Origin of the sequence: Xanthomarina sp. GH4-25, from assembly GCF_045363175.1 — a bacterium.
In the GTDB taxonomy this organism is placed as follows: Bacteria; Bacteroidota; Bacteroidia; order Flavobacteriales; family Flavobacteriaceae; genus Xanthomarina.
In genome coordinates, this window is sequence record NZ_JBJFLO010000003.1 from 23,907 (window position 1) to 48,364 (window position 24,458).

Sequence of the window (24,458 nt, forward strand, 5' to 3'; positions counted from 1 at the left end):
CAGCTATTAACAGACTATCATCATCATTAATTATTTTTTAAATTTTAAAAGAAAAAGATGATTATATATATAAATGTGAATAACTAGTTTTTAAAAATTATAATTTTAGTTTTGTATAAAATAATACTATTCTTTTTAATTATTCCGTGCATAACGTTTTCTCAAGAACAAATAGGCGATGATATAGATGGAGAAGATGCTGATAATTTAAGTGGTAATAGTGTCTCTTTATCGAGTGATGGTAGTATAATTGCTATTGGTGCTTATTTTAATGATGGCGTAAATGGTACTAATTCAGGTCATGTTAGGGTTTATCAATACGATTCTGTATTAGAAATTTGGACTCAAATAGGAGATGATATCGATGGTGAAGCTTCTAGTGATCTTAGTGGATTTAGTGTTTCTTTATCTAGCGATGGTACTATAGTAGCTATTGGAGCTATATCTAATGTTGGAAATGGGAATGATTCTGGTCATGTAAGAATTTATGATTTAAGTTTATTATTATCATCAGATAAATTTGTGTTATCACAGTTTAGCTTGTACCCAAATCCTGCACAAAACCTAGTAAACATTCAAATACAAGAAGGTTTGGAATTAAACCAAGTAAATATTTATAATACCTTAGGTCAATTTATAAGTACTAGCAAAGAAAAAACAATTAATACATCTCATTTATCTTCAGGATTATATTTACTAGAAATAGAAACCACTCAAGGAAAAGCGACTAAACAGCTTGTTATAGAATAAATTCTTATATTTAAACAATTTTAAATTTAAAAAATGAAACTTACTTTGCTTTTAATACTCTGTCCATTTTTCTTATTTAGCCAAGTCCAAATAGGAGAAGACATTGATGGAATAGGACATAGCAGCTTATCAGGAAGTGCAGTCAGTCTTTCTTCAGATGGTTCTGTGGTCGCTATTGGTGCTCCATATAGTAATTCTAGTAAGGGTTTAGTAAGAATATATGAGAATGTTTCTGGAGTTTGGACACAGGTAGGTAGTAGTATTAGTGGAGAGGCATTTAATGATTATTCCGGAGAAAGCGTCAGTCTTTCTTCAGATGGTTCTATTGTGGCTATTGGTGCTCCATATAATAATGGAAATGGAGACAGATCTGGTCATGTAAGAGTTTATGAAAATGTATCCGGAGTTTGGATGCAGGTAGGTCAAGACATAGATGGAGAGGCTACTGAAGACCTTTCAGGAAGTGCAGTCAGTCTTTCTTTAGATGGTTCTGTTATAGCTATTGGCGCTCCACTTAATAATGGAAATGGAGACAGATCTGGTCATGTAAGAGTTTATAAAAATGTATCCGGAGTTTGGACACAAGTAGGTTGGGATATTAATGGAGAGGTTGATGATGATGTTTCAGGAATTGCAGTCAGTCTTTCTTCAGATGGTTCTGTGGTCGCTATTGGTGCAGGTAGTAATGATAATGGTTTTGATTCAGGCCATGTACGAATTTATAAAAATATATCAGGAGTTTGGACACAAATAGGGAGTGATATAGATGGAGAGGCAACACGTGATCATTCAGGAAGAGCTGTTTGTTTGTCTTCAGATGGTTCAATTGTAGCTATTGGTGCCCCAGAGAATGATGGAAATGGAGATAGAGAAAATTGCGGTCATGTAAGAATGTTTGAGTATGTATCAGGAGCTTGGACACAAGTAGGTAATGATATTGATGGAGGGTCAACAAATGGTAAATCAGGAAGTAGTGTCAGTCTTTCTTCAGATGGTTCTATTGTTGCTATTGGTGCTCCACTTAATAATGGAAATGGAAGAGATTCTGGCTATGTAAGAATCTATAAAAATGTATCCGGAGTTTGGACGCAGGAAGGTAGTACCATGTATGGAGAAGCAGAAGGCGATCATTCAGGAAGCGCTATCAGTCTTTCTTCAGATGGCTCTGTGGTAGCTATTGGTGCTCCAAGAAATAATAATAATTATCCTAGATCTGGGCATGTAAGAGTGTATGATACTACGGAATCATTAACAATAGAAGAAAACAATGTAACAGTTTTTAATATCTACCCAAATCCAGCACAAAACCAAGTAACCATTCAATTACAAGAAGGCTTGGAATTAAACCAAGTAAACATTTATAATACCTTAGGTCAGTTTATAAGTACTTCTAAAGAAAAAGTAATTAATACATCTCATTTATCTTCAGGCTTATATTTACTAGAAATAGAAACCACCCAAGGAAAAGCAACTAAGCAACTTATTATTGAGTAATTATTTTGTCATTCAGAGTGAAGCGAAGAATCTTTTTAAATTAATAAAAAGAGATTATAAACTTATGTAGCATGTATTTGCCATAGGCAATCCATGGGATCCTTTTTTGTAATTTAACAATTTAGAAACATCATTTAATATTAAAAACGTAGCTTTGCACTATTCTTAATGAATTGATTTAAAAGAATTCATAATATTTTAAACAGACTTCCTAGATTAAAACATTCGTCCGAATGTAAAAAATTCAGTACATTGAGATTAATAAATGATTACAAAATAAATGACAAAAAAGAAAAAAAGGAAACCTTCACATAACAAGATTTCCAACCTTACAAATACCATTCTTAGTATTTTAAAAAAAGAAAGAAACCAAACCTTCAACTATAAACAAATTGCTTCTAAACTCGGTGTTAACGATGCTAGTAGTAGAAATCAAATTATAAAAAAACTTCAAGATTTAAAAGCAAAGCAAGAAATTGAAGAAGTAGAAAGAGGCAAATTTAAAGCCATTGTTAATACAGAATATCACACAGGTCGTGTAGATATGGCCTCTAGAGGTTCTGGATATATTATTAGCGACGATTTTGAAGACGATATTTATATTTCTTCAAATAATATGAACAAAGCGCTTCATGGAGATGAAGTAGAATTTTATGCTTATAAACGTTTAAAACGAGGCAAACGCGAAGGTGAAATTACCAGTATTATAAAACGTGCTAAAAACGAATATGTTGGCGTGATTCAAATTCATAAAAGCTATGCTTTTGTGGTTGCAGATGGCAATAAAATGTATACAGATATTTTTGTTCCTATTAATAAAATTAATAAAGCTGAAGACGGAGATAAAGTTCTTGTTTCCTTAGAAGATTGGCCAGAAAAAGCCGATTCTCCTTCTGGAAAAGTCCTTAAGGTTTTAGGAAAACCAGGAGAACACAACACAGAAATACATGCTATTTTAGCAGAATATGGTTTGCCTTACGATTTTCCACATGAAGTTGAAGAGTATGCTAACAAAATTGATACCTCTATTACTAAAGAAGAAATAGCCAAACGTCGCGATATGCGAGATGTTTTGACGTTTACAATAGATCCAAAAGATGCTAAAGATTTCGATGATGCCTTATCATTCAAGATTTTAGATAATGGCTTATTCGAAATTGGTATTCACATTGCAGATGTATCACATTATGTACAACCAAATACTATTTTAGACGATGAAGCTTACGAACGTGCTACTTCGGTTTACTTAGTAGATCGCGTGGTACCAATGTTACCAGAAGTATTATCTAATAATGCTTGTTCTTTAAGACCAAACGAAGAGAAATATACCTTTTCTGCCGTTTTTCAAATGAATGATAAAGGCGAAGTTAAAAACGAATGGTTTGGAAGAACCGTTACTTATAGCGATGCTCGTTTTGCTTATGAAGAAGCTCAGGCTATTATTGAAAATAACCCAACGTTAAGTTCACCTAATCCGTCACAATTAGATAAAATAGCTATCGATATTCCAGCTGAAGTTTCTATTTCTGGCAAAGCCTATAAAACTACTCCAGAAATAGCGTTTGCTACTTTAAAATTAAATGAACTTTCTAAAATTATGCGTTCTAAACGCATGCGTTCGGGAGCTATTTCTTTCGATAAAGTAGAAGTGAAATTTAATTTAGATGAAGAAGCAAATCCTATAGGAGTGTTCTTTAAAACCAGTAAAGATGCAAATAAATTAATTGAAGAATTTATGTTGTTAGCCAATAGAAAAGTGGCAGAATTTATTGGAAAACAATCACCAAAAAAGACTTTTATTTATCGTGTTCACGATGAGCCAGACGAAAGCAAACTTGCAGCTTTACAAAATGTAGTGAGTCGTTTTGGTTATAAATTAAATTTTAAAGATAGAAAAAGTGTGGCTTCCTCTTTAAACAATTTATTAACTGAAGTTAATGGAAAAAAAGAGCAGAATTTAGTCGATACTTTAACTATTAGAACCATGAGTAAAGCCGAATATACCACTAAAAATATTGGGCATTATGGTTTAGCTTTCGATTATTACAGTCACTTTACTTCACCTATTCGTCGTTACCCAGATGTCATGGCTCATCGTTTGTTACAGCATTATTTAGATGGTGGAAAATCGGTTAACGAAGATATTTACGAAGATAAATGCAACCATTCTAGTAATATGGAAAACCTGTCTACAAAAGCAGAAAGAGATTCCATAAAGTACATGCAAATTAGATTTATGCAAGATCATCAAGATGAAGAATTTGTTGGTGTAATTTCAGGAGTTACAGATTGGGGAATTTATGTAGAAATTATTGAAAACAAATGTGAAGGCATGGTAAGTGTTCGTAATATGAAAGACGACCATTATGTATTTGATGAAGATCATTATGCTTTAATAGGAAAAAACTCTAAAACCATGTATCAACTTGGAGACGAAGTCGTTGTAAAAGTAAAAGATACCGATTTAGTAAAAAAACATTTAGATTTTACCTTGATTGGTAAACATGAGGAATAGTTTTTGTTACTTACTTAAAACGTCAGTTCTAGTGATTTTTTATAATTAAAATAAAATCTAAAACATTTTTTAAAACTTAAAAGAATTATATACATATGAAACAGATAATTTTTGCAAGCCTCTTGTTTGCAGTAACTAGTATTAATGCACAAATTGAAAAGAATTTAGGAGATTTTACAGAACTTAAAGTGTACGACAGAATAGAGGTAGAACTTATAAAATCGGACACAAATAAAGTAATTATTACAGGTAAAAATACAGAAGATGTCGTTATGGTTAATAAAAATGGCACCTTAAAAATACGTATGACAGTTCCAAAAATTTTCAATGGAGATGAAACAACAGTACAATTATATTATACTAATATTGATATTATAGATGCCAACGAAGGCACTTTTATAAGCTCTAACAATGTTATTAAACAATTCGAAATTGATGTTCGTGCACAAGAAGGTGGAAGTGTGAAATTAATGGTTGAAGATGTAACGTTTGTTGAAGCTAAAGCAATTACTGGAGGTGTTATTCGTATTTCAGGACAAGCTATAAGTCAAAACATCGATTTAACGACTGGTGGTTCTTTTTTAGGAAAAGACTTAGAAACAGAAAAAGCAAAAGTAACAATTAGAGCAGCTGGTGAAGCACATATTAAAGCTAGTCAAGAAGTAAATGTAAAGGTAAAAGCAGGAGGAACAGCTTATATTTATGGAAATCCGGAAACAGTAAATGAAAAAACGGTTCTAGGTGGAAAGATTATACGTAAAGATTAATTTTAAAAATTGGATCTATTTATGTCATCTTAAAAAGCTTGAAACGTGTTACAGGTAACTTTATCTTTAATTCGCTAAAATTTTTATGTAATTTTGTAGAAACACCTCGTTTGTATGCAAGATGCTATTCTTACAGCAATTCCATTTGGTATTCTTTTATCGTTCACTATTGGACCTGTCTTTTTTGTGCTCCTAGAAACCAGCGCAACAAAAGGACTTAAAAGTGCTTTAATATTCGATTTTGGTGTTATTCTAGCAGATATTCTATTTATTATTGTAGCCTTTTACAGTACTACTAAATTGTTGGATAAAATTAAAGACGATCCAAATTTTCTCATCTTTGGTGGTGTTTTGCTAACAGTTTATGGGTTTATTTCTTTTATAAAAACTTCAAAATCTTTTCGTGAAATTGTTAGGGAATACCACACAGTTGAGATAAAAAAGAAATTTGGAATGCTTTTTATTAAAGGATTTTTACTCAATTTTATTAATGTTGGCGTGCTTTTAGGATGGTTAGGATTTATTGTTATTGGAAATTCTTTTACAGAAACTAATCAAGAACTTTGGGTATTCTTAGCAACAATATTGGCTGTATATTTTCTAGTAGATTTACTTAAAATGATAGCTGCAAAAACACTAAAGAGTAAATTAACCCCAAGACGTATTTTTAAAACTAAAAAAATAGTCTCTTTAGTAATTTTAGGATTCGGTATCTTATTACTGGTACAAGGCTTTTTTCCTAAAGAAAAAGAACTTATTAAAGATAAGCTCGAGCAAATTAATCCTATTAAAAGTGATTCATAATTCTTCTTAAAAATTCATAGTTTTTTATTTATTAACACATGTCAAAAATTCAATATCGTATTTATGTGATAGAATTATCTAAACGGGTTTTTACTGAAAACAGAAAATTTCGTGAAGCAAATCCGCAATTTAATGGTGTTTTAGAATGTTTATATGTTGGCATGACTAGCAAAACTCCTAAGGAAAGATTTGAACAACATAAGACAGGATTTAGAAATATAAAAGGTCACAAATTATCTTCTACAATTGTTCAAAAATACGGTTCTTATTTAAGACCAAGTCTTTATAATTATATAGATCCAATAAACTCTAGAGCAGAAGCACTTAAAATGGAAGAACAAGTAGCTTTAGAGTTAAGAAGACAACGTTATGCTGTCTGGTTTAATTAACGTTCATTCAAAAATTAAGTTTGAAAACTATTGAAATGTTGCGTATAAATGCAAACACTGTAAATGGTGAACGACTATACCTAATTTTTTATATTTTTTTTTAAAAAACAAAGCTACCTAAATGATAACTCTTTCTTGAGGTGTCGTGTTAATAAGCTTTCTTACTAGCTGAAGATGGTGTGTTAACTTTAATTAATTTTTCTTAAAATTTTTTAAAAAAAAAAGAGCTACTTAAAAGTAACTCTTTCTTGAGGTGTCGAGCGGATTCGAACCGCTGTAGATGGTGTTGCAGACCACTGCCTAGCCACTCGGCCACGACACCCTTAATTCCTATAAAAACAGGCATCTCATATTAATTTATGAGAAGGCAAATATAAAAATATTTCCCCTTTTTAGCTATTTAGAACTTACTTTTTACGCTTTTCTGTCATTTTTATCGTAACCATTTCAACATCACCACCAATAGGAGGATTTAGTTTGCTTACACAAATAGTAGCCTTTTTAACTAAGGTATCTTCAATAAAAATTCTACTTAATATTCGTTTAGCTACTGTTTCCAGCAGTTTAGAAGGTTTAAGCATTTCTTCTCTAACAATTCTATTTAAAAAAACATAATCAACAGTATCGCTTAAATTATCGGTATTTGCTGAGTCTTTTAAATTCGCTTTTACTTTTAAATCTACACGATAATCACTTCCAATTTTTGTTTCTTCATTTAAACAACCATGATGTGCAAATACGCGTATATTTTCTACTTTTATTATTCCCATATTGCAAAAATACCATTCAAAACGTCACAATAAGTGAAATTATGAAAGAATTTAATAGTGAAAATTATTAATTTGTAAAAAAGTCGAAAATATTACTAATTGCACTTGTTTTCGATTTATAAAACTCCGTATAGGTACATTTTTGGCATGTTACGGACGTAAATTTTTTATTTTGGATATTAAACAGTTTTGTAAACAATCCTCCAGTTGCTTGCATTTGATCCATATCGTAAGTCCGATTATGGCATTTTGGACATTCGTAATTTCTATGTTGCATAATTTATCTTTTAATTATAGGTATGAAATACACTTCAGATGTTACAATTAGTCTAAAATTACCTAATTTTGTGCTTCATATTTTGAATAGAGAACATCTTATGTCTGAAGAAACAAAATCACTCAATTTTATTGAGCATATTATAGAAGAAGATTTAGCTAATGGCTTAAAAAAAGAAGCTTTACGGTTTCGTTTTCCACCAGAACCAAATGGATATTTGCATATTGGTCATACTAAAGCTATAGGTATTAGTTTTGGTTTAGGTGAAAAATATAATGCGCCTGTAAACCTTCGTTTTGACGATACCAATCCAGCAAAAGAAGAGCAAGAATATGTAGATGCTATTAAAGAAGATATTTCTTGGTTAGGCTATAAATGGGCTAATGAGCTGTATTCTTCAGATTATTTTCAGCAGTTATACGATTGGGCAGTTCTATTAATCAAAGAAGGGAAAGCCTATGTAGATTCGCAATCTAGTGAAGCTATGGCTGAACAAAAAGGAACACCTACACAACCAGGAGTTGATGGGCCATATAGAAACCGAAGTATTGAAGAGAATTTAGATTTGTTTCAACGTATGAAGGATGGCGAGTTTAATGAAGGTTCGCACGTATTACGTGCAAAAATAGACATGCAGCATCCAAATATGTTAATGCGTGATCCGTTGATGTATCGTATTTTAAAAAAAGCACATCACCGAACAGGAACTGATTGGTGTATTTATCCAATGTACGATTGGACGCATGGTGAAAGCGATTATCTAGAACAAATTTCACATTCGCTTTGTTCTCTCGAATTTAAGCCTCACAGAGAGCTTTACGATTGGTTTAAAGACCAAGTGTATAAATATCAACCAGAAGCGTTACCTATGCTTCCAAAACAGCGTGAGTTTGCACGTTTAAACTTAAGTTATACCATTATGAGTAAACGAAAGTTGCTCAAGCTGGTTGAAGAAAAGATAGTATCTGGTTGGGACGACCCAAGAATGCCAACTATTTCTGGACTTCGTCGTCGTGGTTATACGCCAAATTCCATTAGAAAGTTTGTTGAAACCGTTGGTGTTGCGAAACGTGATAATGTGATTGATGTCGCATTATTAGAGTTCTGTATTCGTGAAGATTTAAACAAAACGGCTCCAAGAGTCATGGCTGTTTTAGATCCAGTAAAAGTTGTGATCACTAATTATCCAGAAGATAAAGTGGAATGGTTAGAAGCAGAGAATAATCAAGAAGATGACACTGCTGGTTTTAGAAAAGTACCTTTTTCTCGTGAAATTTATATTGAAAAAGAAGATTTTAAAGAACAAGCCGGTAACAAATATTTTAGACTGACTTTAGGTAAAGAAGTACGATTAAAAAATGCTTATATAATAAAAGCTGAACGTGTTGTAAAAGATGATAAAGGACATATTACCGAAATTCATTGTACCTATACCGAAGATACTTCTATTAAAGTTAAAGGAACCTTGCATTGGGTTTCCGTTCCACATGCTATAAAAGCTGAAGTAAGAGAATATGATCGATTGTTTTTAAATGAAGCTCCAGATGCGCATCCAGATAAAGATTTTATGGAATTTATTAATCCTGAATCTTTAAAAATAGTAGAAGCTTTTGTTGAGCCTAGTTTAGCAGATGCTAAAGTAGGAGACAGGTTTCAATTTCAACGTTTAGGATATTTTAATGTGGATAACGATACAACTTCAGATAAACTTGTTTTTAATAAAACGGTTGGTTTAAAAGATTCTTGGGCTAAACAAAAGCCATCTGAAAACAAGAATCAACAACAATCAAAACAAAATCAACCTCAGAGAAAAGCCATTGACGTTATTCAGAAATTAGGAAAAAAGTATACTAATCTTCCTGAAGCCAAGCAACAAAATGTAAAGGCTGAAATCATAGAACTAGCTAAGAATGTTAGTTATGAAGAGCTAGAACCTTTGTTTAATACAGCTGTTAAAAAGGTTGGAACACGTATTGCAGCCATGTTAACATTAGGTGTTTTAATTAAAAACGGACAAAAGAAAAACTCAGCTATTATTGAGTTTATTGAGAAGGCTTTAGACGATAAAAATGAGATTTTAGTGGCTGAAGCTAAAGCAATTTAAAAATCATTCTAATAATAAAAGAGCTTCAAAATCAAGACCTTCGAAGCTTTATTATTTATTAACATGTATTTATTTTAAGTATCTTTAGCAAACTAACTAACAATCTCATATTATGGAAATTAATTTTTTAGCAATCTTGGTTGCTGCACTTGTACCACTTGTAATGGGTTTTATTTGGTATCACCCAAAAACATTTGGCAATATTTGGATGCGTGAATCTGGATTAACAGCAGAATCTTTAAAAGGTGGTAACATGGCTGTTATTTTTGGATTAACCTTTGTGTTTTCTTTTTTAATAGCTTTTGCTTTGCAGTTTTTAGCTATTCACCAAACAGGAGCATTAGGTATGGTTGGAGGAGACCCTTCTCAAGCTTTACCTTCTTACACAGCTTTTATGTCAGATTATGGCATGGCTTTTAGAACCTTTAAACATGGCGCATTACATGGTTTTCTTGGTAGTTTTTTATTATTGTTTCCGGTTATAGCCATCAATGGATTATTTGAACGTAAAAGTTGGAAATATATCTTTGTTAATAGTGGTTTTTGGATGATATGTGCCATTATTATGGGTGGTATTGTTTGTGGCTGGGTCTAATTTTGTAATGATATAACTTATTAAAAGACTGAAAGATTTTGTTTCAGTCTTTTTCATTTTTCAATTTGATATACTTTAAAACATTTAATTCTTCAATACAATTGCCACCCGAATGGGATGACTTTGTAGTACATGATGTTTTTTTACAAACCAACTATTTTAAAGCTTTAGAACAAGCTTCTCCCAATAATATATCTATGAATTACGTAGGTGTTTTTAAAGATGAAAGTTTAGTTGGAATTGCAATCATTCAACGTGTAGAATTGTATCTAAAGGATATATTTAGAAATGAAACCGATTCACATTTTGTTGAAAGTTTTAAAAATCTAGTTTCAAAATTATTAAAAGGAAATATTTTAGTTGTTGGAAATTTATCTCATACAGGACAGCATGGTATATATTTTAATTCAGATGAAATTTTGCAAAAGGACTTTATACAGACAATCTATAAAGCGGTTCTTCAACTTAAAAAAGAGGTAATTATTAATGATAATAAGCGTATTCGAATGATTATGCTAAAAGATTTTTTTTACAACGACGCGCTGCATCAAGAGTTAGATTTATTTAAAGAAAATCAAATTCTTAAAGTATCTGTGCAGCCAAATATGATTTTAGAGGTTAAAAGCCATTGGAGTCATTTAGACAATTATATAGCAGATTTACATAAAAAGTATCGAGATAGATATAAAACAGCAAGAAAGAAAGCAATAAACATACAAAAGCGAGAATTAGAATTAGAAGAGATTAAAGAAAATTCAACGTTACTTCATACGCTTTATAAAAACGTTTCAGACCATGCCAAAATAAACACCTTTATTCTTCCGGAAAACCATTTTTACAGTCTTAAAAACCATTTATATGAAAATTTTAAAGTCTTTGGATATTACTTAGATAACCAACTAATAGGTTTTTATACATTAATCTTAAATGGAACTAAGCTAGAGACTTATTTTTTAGGTTATGATGCTAAACATCAATATAAAAATCAACTATATCTAAACATGCTTTACGATATGGTTTCTTATGGTATTGAAAACAACTTTTCTTCTGTTGTTTATGCTAGAACTGCTATGGCAATAAAGAGTTCGGTTGGAGCAAAGCCCAAAAAGATGTTTATCTATATGAAACATACCAATTGGATAATGAATACGCTTTTAAAGTATATTTTTAAATTGATGAATCCCAAACAAAACTGGGAAGAAAGACATCCTTTTAAATCTTAATTCACTTGAAATACAATTCTTTTAATTTTGAAAGATTGGCTATTTTCACTATCTTTTAACTTCCATAAACATCAAACTTAATATGAAAACTGTGAAAGAGTTACTTACAGAAATATCAGAGTCATTGCTTTATATTAAGAAAAAGTACCCAGTCAGTTATAAGTATCTAGACGAAAACCCGATTACCATACCCAATATGGAACATCCAAATATATCAACTGAAGAATTGGAAAAATACTTAGCCATTTTAAAAGATTTAATAGCTAAGAAAGAAGCAAAAAATTAAAAAACCTCCAATCTTTATAGGTTGGAGGTTTTTTAATTTATTTAATAAGAAACTAATCTTCTTTTTTCTTATTCGTATTCTTCATGGCTTCCCCAATTTGGTTACTTGCTGTAAAACTTGCAACCATATCGTTTAACATATTAGATCCAGCTTGAGGTGAATTTGGTAATAAAATTAAATTCGTATTTGTTTCACTTCCAATGGCTTGTAAGGTATCATAATGTTGCGTTACCACAATTAATGCAGAAGCTTCTTGACTATTAATTCCTACACGATTTAAAACATCAACAGACTCTTCTAGACCTCTAGCAATTTCACGTCTTTGATCTGCAATTCCTTGACCTTGTAAGCGTTTACTTTCAGCTTCAGCTTTGGCTTTTTCAACAATTAATATTCTGGCAGCATCACCTTCAAATTGTGCTGCAATTTTTTCACGCTCTGAAGCATTAATTCGGTTCATGGCTTGTTTTACTTGAGCATCAGGATCGATATCTGTAACAAGCGTTTTAATAATATCAAAACCATAATCAGACATGGCATCATTAAGTTCAGCTTTTACAGCCAATGCAATATCATCCTTTTTCACGAAGACATCGTCTAGTTTCATTTTAGGAACTTCAGCTCGAACGACATCAAATACATAACTGGTTATTTGTTCGTGAGGGTAATCTAATTTATAGAAAGCATCATATACCTTTTCTCTAATCACTTTATATTGAACTGATACTTTTAATCTAACAAAAACATCATCTAAGGTTTTAGTTTCAATGATAACATCTAATTGTTGAATTTTTAAACTTAATCTTCCAGCTATTCTATCAACCAAGGGAATTTTTAGTTGCAATCCAGACTGACGAATACTATGAAATCTTCCAAAGCGTTCTACAATAACAGCTGTTTGTTGTTTTACAATAAAAAACAAAGAGATAAAAATGAACAAACCTAAGATTATAATAGGTATAGATAAAATGGACATAATAGGATTTTTTAAGAGTTGTAAAATAAATGACTACTAATTTAAGTTATATTTGTCACAATCACACAAGAACAATCATGCAAAAAAGACAACTTATAGTATTAGTAGCATTGTGTATCGGTTTTGTTACAGTTTCATATGGACAAGGTAGAAACTATAGAATCCAAAACGGCTTTGGTATCTATGGAGGAATCACTCAATACGATATTTTAACTGATAATTTTACTACTAAAAAAGGTAATGGTTGGCAAGCAGGAGCTTCGGCAACGGTCGATATTCCTCATAAATGGTACAATGTAAGTTATACCATTCAATTATCTGAAAACCATGTTGGTATTTCTTCTAGACCTCTACCAATTAGTTTAAATGAAGAGTTTGTAGACTATAAAATATTTACAGCTCAAGTTGCTTTATTAATGCATGTGAAACTAATTCAAAGCTTTTTAACCATTGATGTTGGACCTATGATTCAATATAATGGCGACATGGAAATGGATGATAAAAAATATGAGAATTATATAATTAACTCTTACGATAATTTATTAGCTAAAGATTTAAAAGACATTACTAATTTTAATGTCGATGGTGCCATAGGGGTTTCAGCTGGTTATGCTTTTTTTAGATTAAAAGCACAATATATTTATGGCTTTACTAACATGTTAAATAAATTAAACGATAGTAATTTAGATCTCACAGGAAACGATAAGAAGATTAAAGGAAACCAGTCTATGTTTGCTTTTACAGCGATGATAACTTTTTAATACTGTCATTCAGAGCGAAAGCGAAGAATCTCAAGTAGGTTAAAGAGATTCCTCCTGTCGTCGGAATGACATCAATTAATTTATGGATATTTATAAGTTTTTGCTTGGAATATTGTTAATTATTTCCTGTAGTTTATACCTATATTTTTTATTAAAAAAAGAGATTAACCGATAGGAAAAATTTGATAGTATGTCTTTTTCTTTTAATGTAAATATAGTTGTTGGTCTTATAATTTTTTTGATTATGGGTATAATATTAGTTTATCGAGAGGTTAATTATTTATTTAAATTTTTATGATAATGTGTTGATTAAATTCTCAATACGTCTCATGCTTTCATCTTTTCCAATTAAATACATAATATCGAAAACTTCAGGCCCTTGTAAAGCGCCAACCAATGCCAAACGTAAAGGCATCATGACTTTTCCAAAACCTATTTCTTTTGAAGCAATCCAGCCCTTAACATCTGTTTGAAGACTTTCAACTGTAAAATCTTCAACAGAAGAAATAACAGATATCAATTCTTTCATTAATTCTGGTGAATCTTCTTTCCAGGCTTTTTTAACAGCTTTCTCATCTAAATCTGATGGTGTTTCGAAGAAAAAGTGTCCTAAATTCCAAAAATCGGTTACAAAAGTAGCTCGCTCTTTTACCAGATTGATAACCATAGAAATGTAATTGATGTCTATGTCTTTCAGCTCTTCAGGAAAAAGTATTTGAAATTGTTCTGCAAGCATATCGTTGTCTTGCTCTTGCATATAATGATGGTTAAACCATTTTATTTTATCTGGATCAAAACGGGCTCCAGCTTTGTTTACACGACTTAAATCGAAAGCCTGAACTAATTCTTCTAAATTAAATATCTCTTGTTCGGTTCCAGGGTTCCATCCTAAAAAGGCTAAAAAATTGACAACAGCTTCAGAAAAATAACCATCTTCTCTATAGCCTCGAGATACTTCATTTGTTTTATGGTCTTTATAAGCTAATGGAAAGACGGGAAATCCTAATTTATCGCCATCACGTTTGCTTAATTTTCCTTTTCCAGTTGGTTTTAAGATAAGTGGTAAATGTGCAAATTCAGGAGCCTCCCAACCAAATGCTTTGTATAATTGAAAATGTAAAGCTAAAGAAGGCAACCATTCTTCACCACGAATCACATGTGTGATTTCCATTAAATGGTCGTCCACAATATTCGCTAAATGATAAGTTGGCATACCATCGCTTTTAAACAACACTTTATCGTCTAACACGTTGGTATCAATCGTGATATTACCACGTATAATATCAGTTAAATGCAAGGTTTCATCTTGAGGCGATTTAAATCGAATCACATAATCTTCGCCAGCATCTAATTTTGCTTGAGTTTCTTCAGCAGAAAGCGATAATGAGTTTTCTAATTTTAAACGGTTATGCCAATTATAGATAAACGTTTTCCCTTTTTCTTCATGGTCTTTTCTATGAAAATCTAAAGTTTCAGCTGTATCAAAAGCGTAATAAGCATTGCCAGAAGCAATTAATTTATCAGCATATTCTTTGTATAAATGTTTGCGTTCACTTTGTCTGTATGGACCAAATTTTTCGTTTTTTCCTGGACCTTCATCAAAAGGAATATGACACCAATTTAAGGATTCAACAATGTAATTTTCGGCACCTTCAACGTATCTATTTTGATCGGTATCTTCAATTCTAAGAATAAAAGTTCCGTTGTGTTTTTTAGCAAAAAGGTAGTTGAAAAGTGCTGTTCTTACACCTCCAATATGTAAAGGTCCTGTTGGACTTGGTGCAAAACGCACTCTAACTTGTTTTGACATCTTGTTTTGTTTGAAGTTGCAAAGATAGAGCAGAGCAGAAGAAAGAACAAAGAAAATAAGATAAAGCAAACAGATTATTAAGAAGGAAGACTATTAACCTAGCTTTTTTATAATTCTAATTGAAAATTAACTAAGTTTTACCAAATCTATATATTTAAGAGTAAAAATATTATTGTAGTTTTAGTGGTTAAGAAAACAGGTGATTAAATTACATGACTAAATTTGAAGACATACAATTAAAATTAGAGCAATTTATAAGACGCTTTTATACCAACGAATTGCTCAAAGGAGCCATATTATTTTTTGCTTTAGGTTTTTTGTATTTCTTGTTTACCCTTTTTGTAGAATATGTGCTTTGGCTTAATCCAACTGCCAGAACCATTTTGTTTTGGGTTTTTATTGGTGTAGAGCTAGCATTGTTCTTTAAGTTTATTGCTATTCCATTAGCAAAATTATTTAAACTTCAGAAAGGAATAGATTATAAAGCAGCTTCAAAAATTATTGGAAATCATTTTCCAGAGGTTAACGATAAGCTTTTAAATGTCCTTCAATTAAAAGAAGATTCGACAGAATCTGAACTACTATTGGCGAGTATAGATCAAAAATCATCAGAATTACAACCCATTCCTTTTAAATTAGCAGTGAATTTTAAATCCAATTTAAAGTATCTAAAATACGCAGCTATTCCTGTACTAATTTTGTTTTTAACCTTTGTAACTGGTCACATTAATTGGTTTAGCGATAGTTATAATCGCGTTTTGAATTATAAAACAGCTTACGAGCCTCCAGCGCCATTTCATTTTTTTGTTCTCAATGAATCTTTAAGTACTAACGAAAATACCGATTTTAAATTAATAGTTTCAACTGCTGGAGACGTGGTTCCTGAGAACGTAAAGATTACGTTTAATAATGAATCTTATGTGCTTCAACAAGTAAAAACAGGACTGTTTGAGTATGTTTTTTCAAGGCCAAAATTGAATATTGAATTTCAATTAACAGCAAATAATGTCAGGTCTAAACCATATGTATTAAATGTAGAGGAAGTTCCAAGTCTGCTCCATTTTGAAATGCTTTTAGATTATCCGTCATACACTAAAAGAACAGATGAGGTTTTAAAAAGTACTGGAAATGCTATCGTTCCACAAGGAACAAAAATTACATGGAAGTTAAAGACCAAGTCAACGGAACAAGTTCAGTTAATTTCCAAAGACACCCTAGAATTATCAAAAACAGCTTTAGATAAGTTTGAAACCACAAAGCAAGTTTCAAAACCTCTAGACTACAGTTTAACTACTAGTAACGCAAAATTGAAGAACTACGAAACTCTGTCGTATAGTATTGATGTTATTTCAGATGAGTATCCCGAATTATCCATGAAAATAGCTGTAGATAGCTTAGATCAACAATCGTTGTATTTTCATGGCCAAGCTAGTGATGATTATGGATTAAGTAAACTACAATTGGTGTATTTTCCAACCGATAATCAAGAAGATATTAAGTATGAGCCAATTCCAATTTCTTCATCTAACGTAGCAGATTTCATCAGTGCATTTCCAAACCAATTACAACTCAAGGAAGGTGTAAGTTATAATTTATTTTTTCAGGTGTTTGATAATGATGTGTTACACAACTACAAAAGCACAAAAAGTACGGTTTATTCTTATAGAAAATTAACGAAAGATGAAGAGGAACAAAAACAATTAGAACAACAAAGTGAAACCATACAAAGTTTAGATAAGTCGCTTGAAAAGCTTGACGAACGTCAAAAAGAATTAGAATCACTTTCTAAAACCCAAAAAGAAAAAGCAGAGTTAAATTTCAATGATAAACGACAATTAGAAAACTTTTTGAAGCGCCAAAAGCAACAAGAAGAAATGATGCAGAATTTTAACAAACAGCTCAAGGAAAATTTAGAAGATTTTCAAAAGGAAAATGAAGAACAAGATCCATTTAAAGAAGATTTAAAAGAACGTTTAAAAGAAAATGAAGAACAGCTTAAAAAAGACGAAAAGCTTCTTGAAGAACTTGAAAAACTTCAGGAGAAAATAAATAAAGAAGAACTATCTGAAAAGCTTGAGCAACTTGCAAAGCAAAATAAAAATAAGAAGCGAAGTTTAGAGCAGTTATTAGAGTTGACCAAGAAATATTATGTGTCTAAAAAGCTCGAAAAGCTTCAAAAAGAATTGGAAGATTTAGCTGAAAAACAATTAGATCTTTCCAATGAAACAAAAGAAAACAACACTAAAGAAAAACAGGAAGAACTAAATAAAGAATTTGAAGATTTTCAAAAAGAAATGGAAAAACTTCAAAAGGAAAATGAAAGTTTAATCGATCCACTAAAGCTTCCTCAAGATAAAAAGCAAGAAGAAGATATTAAAAAAGATCAGAATGAAGCTTCAGATGAATTAGGAGAAAAGGAAGAAAACGAAGAACAGAATCAAGAGCAAGATGCACAAGAAAATCAAAAAAAAGCCTCTAAGAAGCAAAAACAAGCTGGTCAAAAAATGAAAAACCTAAGTAAGAAAATGGAAGCTGGTATGCAAATGATGGGAGGAGGAGAGCAGATGCAGGAAGATATTGAGATGTTACGTCAGATTTTAGACAACTTGATTTTGTTTTCTTTAGACCAAGAAGCCTTGATGAACCAGTTTAAAGTTATTGAAGTAAATCATAATAAATATGCAACCTATTTAAAAAAGCAATACACTTTAAAAGAGCATTTTTCACATATAGACGATAGTTTATTTGCCTTGTCTTTAAGGCAACCAAAACTTTCAGAATTCGTCAATAAAGAAATTTCTGAAGTGTTTTATAACATAGATAAGTCTCTAGATCAGTTTTCAGAAAATAACATTTTCCAAGGTGTTTCTAATCAGCAATACACCATTACATCTGCTAACAATTTAGCCGACTTTTTAAGCAACGTCATGGATTCTATGCAAATGCAAGCAAGTGGACAAGGAAAAGGAGGTCAAGGGAAACCAGAGCAGGGGTTGCCAGACATAATTATGAGTCAAGAAGAGCTAAACAAGCAAATGGGTGAAGGCATGAACAAAGGCCAAGATGGTAAACCTAAAGACGAGGGCGAAGGTAAAGAAGGTAATCAAGGAAAAGAGGGTAATAAAGGCGAAAATGGAGATAATGAGGGAGGTGGAAAAGACGGTATAACGGGCAGTGACGGCAAGCAACAAGGTCAAGGTGAGGGTTCAATGTCTGAAGAAATGAATGGTGAATTATTTAAAATTTACCAGCAACAACAACAAATTAGACAAGCTTTAGAAGATAGGTTAGCTAAAGAAGGTATTAACCCAGCTGGTAATAATTTGTTAAAGCAAATGGAACAAGTTGAAATGGATTTATTAAATAAAGGTTTTACCCAAAGAACCCTAGAGAAAATGATGAATTTACAACATCAATTATTGAAATTGGAAAACGCGACGTTTCAGCAAGGACAAGATACCAAACGTAAATCAGACACCAATTCTAATGAATTTGATAATAATACGAATAACCAGATTCCAAAAGCAAAAGAATATTTTAACACAAATGAAATTTTAAACAGACAAAGTTTACCTTTGCAGCCAGTTTATAATAAAAAAGTTAAAGAATATTTCAAACAGGAGAATGATTAGTTACAATTCAGAAAACACGTTTCAACTCAATAATGCATCTCAAGTATCTACGTGGTTAGAAACTGTAATTACAAGTGAAGAACGCAAGTTAGGAGAGATCAATTACATTTTTTGTGACGACGATTACTTACTTAAATTTAATATTGAATACTTACAACACGACACCTTAACGGATATTATTAGTTTTGATTACACCGTAGGAAAGATATTACAAGGTGATATTTACATTTCAACCGAGAGAGTTTCTGATAATGCAAAAGATTTTAAAGTTTCGTTTGAAGATGAATTAAATCGGGTGATGGTTCATGGTATTTTACATTATTGTGGTTATAAAGACAAAACAGATGCAGACGCAAAACTAATGCGTGAAAAGGAAAATCATTACCTTCAGTTATTTGCTAATGTTCACTAAATCAGTGTATATTTGCAAATTATTTATTTCAAACAAGATATTTTTATAATATATAATACAATTGTTCCACGTGGAACAATTTATTCCTTTAAATTAATAAGAAGGAAACTTAAGAATAAAACAAGTTATGTTTAATACAGTATACGATGTTATAGTAGTTGGTGGTGGTCACGCAGGAAGCGAAGCTGCTGCTGCTGCTGCAAACATGGGAAGCAAGACTTTGCTTATTACCATGAATCTACAAAACATTGCTCAAATGTCTTGTAATCCTGCTATGGGAGGAATTGCAAAAGGACAAATTGTTAGAGAGATTGATGCGCTTGGAGGGTATAGTGGAATTGTTAGTGACACTTCTGCTATTCAGTTTAAAATGCTTAATAAATCTAAAGGACCTGCCATGTGGAGTCCTCGTGTGCAGAGTGACAGAATGCGCTTTGCTGAAGATTGGCGTTTGATGTTAGAAAATACAGAAAATTTAGATTTTTATCAGGAGATGGTTTCTGGACTTGTTGTAGAAAACAATAAAGTAGTAGGTGTAAAAACCTCTTTAGGAATTGAAGTAAAATGCAAGTCTGTAGTATTAACAAATGGCACCTTTTTAAATGGGCTAATTCATATTGGAGATAAAAATTTTGGAGGAGGAAGAGCAGGAGAAAAAGCAGCTACAGGAATTACAGAACAATTGGTAAGTTTTGGTTTTGAATCTGGACGAATGAAAACCGGAACACCACCAAGAGTTGATGGCAGATCATTGGATTATTCTAAAATGATTGAGCAACCTGGAGATGAAAATCCTGAGAAGTTTTCTTATTTAGATATTACTAAGCCATTAACAAAACAGCGTTCTTGCTATATGAGCTATACAAGTCCGAAAGTGCATGATTTACTTCGTGAAGGCTTTGAAAGATCGCCAATGTTTAATGGTAGAATTAAAAGCTTAGGCCCAAGATACTGTCCGTCGATTGAAGATAAGATTAATCGATTTGCAGATAAAGACAGGCATCAATTGTTTATAGAGCCAGAAGGTTGGAATACTGTTGAAATGTATATAAATGGATTTTCTACATCATTACCTGAAGATGTTCAGTTTAAAGCTTTAAGTTCTGTAGCTGGGTTTAAAAATGTGAAATTCTTTCGTCCAGGTTACGCAATTGAATACGATTATTTTCCACCAACACAATTACAGCACACTTTAGAAACAAAGTTGATTGAAGGTTTATATTTTGCAGGACAAATTAATGGAACTACAGGATATGAAGAAGCTGCATCTCAAGGTTTGATGGCTGGAATTAATGCAGCTTTAAAAGTACAAGAAAAAGATCCTTTTATGTTAAGTAGAAGCGAAGCATATATAGGTGTGTTGATTGATGATTTAATTACAAAAGGTACAGAGGAGCCTTATCGTATGTTTACGTCTCGAGCTGAATATAGAACTTTACTAAGACAGGATAATGCCGATTTTAGATTAACACCCAAAGCATATAAACTTGGTTTGGCTTCAGAAAAAAGGATGAAGCGTATGGAGGAGAAGCAAGAAAAATCTGAAGCATTTGTAAAGTTTTTTGCAGATACCAGTGTCAAACACGAAGACATTAATCCTATTTTAGAAGCTAAAGATTCTGCTTTGATGAAGCAATCAGATAAGATGCAAAAAATATTTTCTAGACCTAACATTACTATAGATGATATGCGTCAAGTGGAAGCTGTTGAGACTTATATTCAAGACCATCATCTAGACAATGAAGTAATCGAACAAGCTGAAATCCAAATTAAATATTCTGGATACATTGAGAAAGAAAAGAATAATGCCGATAAATTAAGTAGGCTTGAAAATATTAAAATCCCAAAGAATTTTGATTATTCTAAATTACAATCAATGAGTTTGGAAGCGAGGGAGAAATTAAATAAAATTCAACCAGTAACTATTTCTCAAGCTTCACGAATTAGTGGTGTTTCTCCAAGTGACGTGTCCGTGCTTTTAGTTTATATGGGAAGATAAATGATGCTCATTTTTAAACATGTTCCACGTGGAACATATAATTGTTAGGTAATTTCTAAAGTATAGGGATTCGATTTTATGAAGAATAAATTAGTGTATTTACAAGTCAAAGACCACTCTGTTTCAGGAGAAGAATTTCAGTTAATTGAAAATAAAACATTTGGATTTTTAGAAACATTTCCTCAGCCTAGTCAAGTAGCACTTCCAGAATATTATAAAACAGAAGACTATATTTCTCATACAGATTCAAAAAGAAATTTGTTTGAAAAAGCGTATCATTTCGTTCGGAATATTTCTTTAAAGCGAAAATTGAAATTAATTAATTCATTTTCAACTAATGAAAAAAACCTTCTAGATGTTGGTTGTGGAACCGGAGATTTTTTACAAACAGCTCAACAAAATAATTGGATAGTTTCGGGTATTGAACCAAATCAAAATGCCAGGAAAATTTCAAATTTAAAAACTAATAATTCGGTATTTGATATTGAACAATTATTAAAATTTAATTCTCAAAGTTTCGATGTAATTACATTATGGCATGTCTTAGAACATTTACCAAACTTAGAGAATCAACTTTCAACTTTTAAGCGCTTATTAAAATCAAATGGTACTTTAATTATTGCTGTTCCAAATTATAAAAGTTATGACGCTTTATATTACAAAAGTTTCTGGGCAGCTTTTGATGTGCCAAGGCATCTTTGGCATTTTTCGGAAGATTCAATTTCAAAATTAGTTTCTAAACAAAATATGAGAGTTGAAAAAACACTCCCAATGAAATTCGATTCATATTATGTGAGTCTGCTTTCTGAAAAATATAAAAATGGTGTCTCTAACATTTTTAATGCTGTTCGTGTTGGATGGCTATCAAACTTTAAGGCAAAACGATCTGGAGAGTATTCTTCATTAATTTATATAGTTAAAAACTGCTAATTCTTTATTTAAAAGATTTGTATAAACGAATTGCAGTCAAACCGGGCTCTAAGTAACAAAAAACCTAAAAGCGTCTTAAAAAGCGTTTATTGAAGTGATTTTCAATCAAAATTACTTATAGTATGTATTGTTTTAAATAAATTATTCTTATTATTTAAATTATCAATTATTTTTTTAAACTATAACTTTTACTTTTCTACATTTGCCACAAATTAAAATCAAAACAAAAAAATGAAAAATATATTTTTAATTGCATTAGCAATTGTGACATTGGTTTCTTGTGAGCAATCATTAAAAACAGGATTTATTGATAATGCAGAAGTCATTAACAACTATCAAGAAAAAATTGATATTGAAGCAAAATTTAAAGTAAAAATTGAAGCGTTTCAAAAAAGAACAGATAGTACAAGTAAAGCATTCCAAATAGAAGCTCAAGCGTTTCAATTAAAAGCTCAAAAATTACCAGATGCTCAAGCACAACAAGAATATCAAGCTTTAAGTCAGAAACAACAAGTGTTGCAACAACGCATTCAGTTAGAAGAACAGCAAATTCAAAAAGAAAGCCAAGTAGCAATAGATTCATTAATTTCTAAGGTGAAAGATTTTGTTTCGGAGTATGGCAAGAATAATGGATATGCTTATATTTTTGGAAGCAATGAAGGAGGGTCTGTTATGTATGGAGCTGAAGAAAATGAAGTAACTCAAACTATTTTAGATGCTTTAAATGCTGCGTATAAAAAGGATTAAATTTTAAAAAAGTAAGATAGAAAAGCGTCAAACGAAAGTTTGGCGCTTTTTATTTTCTATCTAACTGTCTTTTTTATGAAGTAATCTGGTTAGTTTTATTGATAAATCCGTTAGAATTATTTTAGAATTTCCGTTGCGTTCTATATGATAGATAGCATCTTGAAGTTCTTGAGTGATTTCTACAATATTATTACCATGAACAAAAGGTGCAAACTTCTTTAGATCAAAATTTTCTGTTTTTGTTTCTAAATAGACTAAATCACTAGCTTGATAATTTTGTAAAAGTGCTTGTCTAAAAAAGGTAATGCAAAATTGTAAAAACTGTTTTTGTGTTTCTCTACCAGTTTTAGAAATATCTTCACTCCAGGAAATTAAATCGTGAATGGCACTTTTATTTCCTTTCGCTTTAAAAGCAGATCTAATCCAAAAAATAAACCAGGTTTCAAAAGGTGTATCTTCACTATCATGATAGACCAAATCGCAAGCTTTATTGTAATTACCATTTGCTTGATGTGCAATTTTTGCAGCAACGGATTGGTCTAAATTATAGTTTTTTATAATGGCTTCTTTAATTACGTCTTCAGCTAAAGGAGGGAAGTGTAATACTTGACATCTAGAGCGAATGGTGTTTATAATTTGCTCTTCGTCTTCAGATATAAGGATAAAAACAGTTTTGTTTGGTGGTTCTTCTATAAGCTTTAATAGTTTGTTGGCAGCAGAGGTATTCATTTTTTCTGCCATCCAAATTAGCATGACTTTATAACCTCCTTCATAAGCTTTTAAAGCTAAAGATTTTACAACTTCAGTTGCTTCATCTACGCCAATCTGTCCTTGTTTATTTTCAACGCCAAGTTTTTTATACCAATCAAACAAATTTCCATATGGTTGTTCTTTTAACAGTTCTCGCCATTCTTCTAAAAACATACTTGATACAGGATGTCTTTTAACTTTATCGTTTGTTGCTACTGGAAAAGCAAAATGCAGATCAGGATGAGATAAGTTGTTGAACTTCAGGTTGCAAGACTCGTTTTCACCTGTGTTTTCACCTGCAACATTTTTACACAATATATATTGTGCATAAGCAATTGCCATTGGTAATGTTCCAGAACCCTCTGGACCTACAAAAAGTTGCGCATGTGGTACACGGCCATGATTGGCACTTTGTGTTAAATGGGTTTTTATATGTTCTTGACCTAGAATTTCACTAAATAGCATGA

Annotated in this window: 20 protein-coding genes, 1 tRNA gene and 1 pseudogene; 16 read left to right on the forward strand and 6 right to left on the reverse strand. The window is 31.5% G+C overall.

From position 1 onward, the window contains the following. The first annotated feature begins 111 nt into the window (after positions 1–111). The 6 genes from ACI5KZ_RS04675 (at position 112) to ACI5KZ_RS04700 (ending at position 6,719) form a co-directional block, all read left to right on the forward strand. The gene (locus tag ACI5KZ_RS04675) at positions 112–750 is read left to right on the forward strand and encodes a T9SS type A sorting domain-containing protein (protein ID WP_406847055.1); all 639 of its coding nucleotides are present in this window, start codon (positions 112–114) and stop codon (positions 748–750) included. A gap of 33 nt (positions 751–783) precedes the next feature. Then, positions 784–2,244 carry a T9SS type A sorting domain-containing protein gene (locus tag ACI5KZ_RS04680; protein ID WP_406847056.1) on the forward strand — a complete coding sequence of 487 codons (1,461 nt, stop codon included), beginning with the start codon at positions 784–786 and terminating at the stop codon, positions 2,242–2,244. A gap of 280 nt (positions 2,245–2,524) precedes the next feature. After that, entirely contained in the window at positions 2,525–4,759 is a 2,235-nt protein-coding gene (locus ACI5KZ_RS04685) for a ribonuclease R family protein (protein ID WP_406847057.1), read from the forward strand. 95 nt (positions 4,760–4,854) lie between these two features. Beyond that, positions 4,855–5,526: a head GIN domain-containing protein gene (locus ACI5KZ_RS04690; RefSeq protein ID WP_406847058.1), complete on the forward strand. Its 672-nt coding sequence runs from the start codon at positions 4,855–4,857 to the stop codon at positions 5,524–5,526. Positions 5,527–5,640: 114 nt separating this feature from the next. After that, positions 5,641–6,330, forward strand: a complete 690-nt coding sequence (locus ACI5KZ_RS04695; RefSeq protein ID WP_109309183.1) for a LysE family translocator — start codon at positions 5,641–5,643, stop codon at positions 6,328–6,330. 38 nt (positions 6,331–6,368) lie between these two features. Continuing rightward, complete coding sequence (locus ACI5KZ_RS04700) at positions 6,369–6,719, forward strand: ribose-5-phosphate isomerase (RefSeq protein ID WP_109309184.1); 351 nt, start codon at positions 6,369–6,371, stop codon at positions 6,717–6,719. A 251-nt stretch (positions 6,720–6,970) separates the two neighbouring features. Here the strand turns inward: ACI5KZ_RS04700 and ACI5KZ_RS04705 are convergent. From ACI5KZ_RS04705 to ACI5KZ_RS04715, 3 genes are all read right to left on the reverse strand, one after another. Next, positions 6,971–7,041: transfer RNA gene (locus tag ACI5KZ_RS04705), tRNA-Cys, on the reverse strand. Positions 7,042–7,126: 85 nt separating this feature from the next. Then, entirely contained in the window at positions 7,127–7,489 is a 363-nt protein-coding gene (gene folB, locus ACI5KZ_RS04710; protein ID WP_109309185.1) for a dihydroneopterin aldolase, read from the reverse strand. 67 nt (positions 7,490–7,556) lie between these two features. After that, entirely contained in the window at positions 7,557–7,766 is a 210-nt protein-coding gene (locus ACI5KZ_RS04715) for a zinc ribbon domain-containing protein (protein ID WP_109309186.1), read from the reverse strand. Positions 7,767–7,866: 100 nt separating this feature from the next. Here ACI5KZ_RS04715 and ACI5KZ_RS04720 point away from each other — a divergent pair, with 100 nt between their 5' ends. The 4 genes from ACI5KZ_RS04720 (at position 7,867) to ACI5KZ_RS04735 (ending at position 11,974) form a co-directional block, all read left to right on the forward strand. Further along, positions 7,867–9,870, forward strand: coding sequence for a glutamine--tRNA ligase/YqeY domain fusion protein (locus tag ACI5KZ_RS04720; protein ID WP_406847236.1), 2,004 nt, complete (start codon positions 7,867–7,869; stop codon positions 9,868–9,870). 112 nt (positions 9,871–9,982) lie between these two features. Then, positions 9,983–10,465, forward strand: a complete 483-nt coding sequence (locus ACI5KZ_RS04725) for a DUF1761 domain-containing protein (protein ID WP_109309187.1) — start codon at positions 9,983–9,985, stop codon at positions 10,463–10,465. Between the two features lie 65 nt (positions 10,466–10,530). Continuing rightward, positions 10,531–11,688, forward strand: a complete 1,158-nt coding sequence (locus tag ACI5KZ_RS04730) for a GNAT family N-acetyltransferase (protein ID WP_406847059.1) — start codon at positions 10,531–10,533, stop codon at positions 11,686–11,688. Positions 11,689–11,770: 82 nt separating this feature from the next. Next, on the forward strand, positions 11,771–11,974 hold the full coding sequence (locus ACI5KZ_RS04735; RefSeq protein ID WP_406847060.1) for a hypothetical protein: 204 nt from the start codon (positions 11,771–11,773) through the stop codon (positions 11,972–11,974). Between the two features lie 52 nt (positions 11,975–12,026). Here the strand turns inward: ACI5KZ_RS04735 and ACI5KZ_RS04740 are convergent, their stop codons facing one another. Continuing rightward, positions 12,027–12,950, reverse strand: coding sequence for an SPFH domain-containing protein (locus ACI5KZ_RS04740; protein WP_109309190.1), 924 nt, complete (start codon positions 12,948–12,950; stop codon positions 12,027–12,029). 77 nt (positions 12,951–13,027) lie between these two features. Here ACI5KZ_RS04740 and ACI5KZ_RS04745 point away from each other — a divergent pair, with 77 nt between their 5' ends. Continuing rightward, the gene (locus tag ACI5KZ_RS04745) at positions 13,028–13,711 is read left to right on the forward strand and encodes a hypothetical protein (RefSeq protein WP_109309191.1); all 684 of its coding nucleotides are present in this window, start codon (positions 13,028–13,030) and stop codon (positions 13,709–13,711) included. Between the two features lie 292 nt (positions 13,712–14,003). On the opposite strand, the gene gltX is transcribed toward ACI5KZ_RS04745, so the two are convergent. Continuing rightward, positions 14,004–15,521 (reverse strand): glutamate--tRNA ligase, encoded by a 1,518-nt coding sequence (gltX, locus tag ACI5KZ_RS04750; protein ID WP_406847061.1) that lies wholly within the window; start codon positions 15,519–15,521, stop codon positions 14,004–14,006. A 212-nt stretch (positions 15,522–15,733) separates the two neighbouring features. On the opposite strand from gltX, the gene ACI5KZ_RS04755 reads away from it, so the two are divergent. From ACI5KZ_RS04755 to ACI5KZ_RS04775, 5 genes are all read left to right on the forward strand, one after another. Then, entirely contained in the window at positions 15,734–19,153 is a 3,420-nt protein-coding gene (locus tag ACI5KZ_RS04755; RefSeq protein ID WP_406847062.1) for a DUF4175 family protein, read from the forward strand. Continuing rightward, positions 19,146–19,565 carry an rRNA maturation RNase YbeY gene (gene ybeY / locus ACI5KZ_RS04760; protein ID WP_406847063.1) on the forward strand — a complete coding sequence of 140 codons (420 nt, stop codon included), beginning with the start codon at positions 19,146–19,148 and terminating at the stop codon, positions 19,563–19,565. Before ACI5KZ_RS04755 ends, ybeY begins: the two co-directional genes overlap by 8 nt. A 127-nt stretch (positions 19,566–19,692) precedes the next feature. Beyond that, positions 19,693–21,564 carry a tRNA uridine-5-carboxymethylaminomethyl(34) synthesis enzyme MnmG gene (gene mnmG, locus ACI5KZ_RS04765; protein ID WP_109309195.1) on the forward strand — a complete coding sequence of 624 codons (1,872 nt, stop codon included), beginning with the start codon at positions 19,693–19,695 and terminating at the stop codon, positions 21,562–21,564. 78 nt (positions 21,565–21,642) lie between these two features. Next, entirely contained in the window at positions 21,643–22,494 is an 852-nt protein-coding gene (locus ACI5KZ_RS04770; RefSeq protein ID WP_109309196.1) for a class I SAM-dependent methyltransferase, read from the forward strand. Between the two features lie 231 nt (positions 22,495–22,725). Continuing rightward, positions 22,726–23,241 (forward strand): OmpH family outer membrane protein, encoded by a 516-nt coding sequence (locus ACI5KZ_RS04775; RefSeq protein ID WP_109309197.1) that lies wholly within the window; start codon positions 22,726–22,728, stop codon positions 23,239–23,241. A 597-nt stretch (positions 23,242–23,838) separates the two neighbouring features. On the opposite strand, the pseudogene ACI5KZ_RS04780 reads toward ACI5KZ_RS04775, so the two are convergent. After that, positions 23,839–24,456: pseudogene (locus ACI5KZ_RS04780) on the reverse strand (ATP-binding protein); the annotation flags it as partial. Between the last annotated feature and the right edge of the window lie 2 nt (positions 24,457–24,458).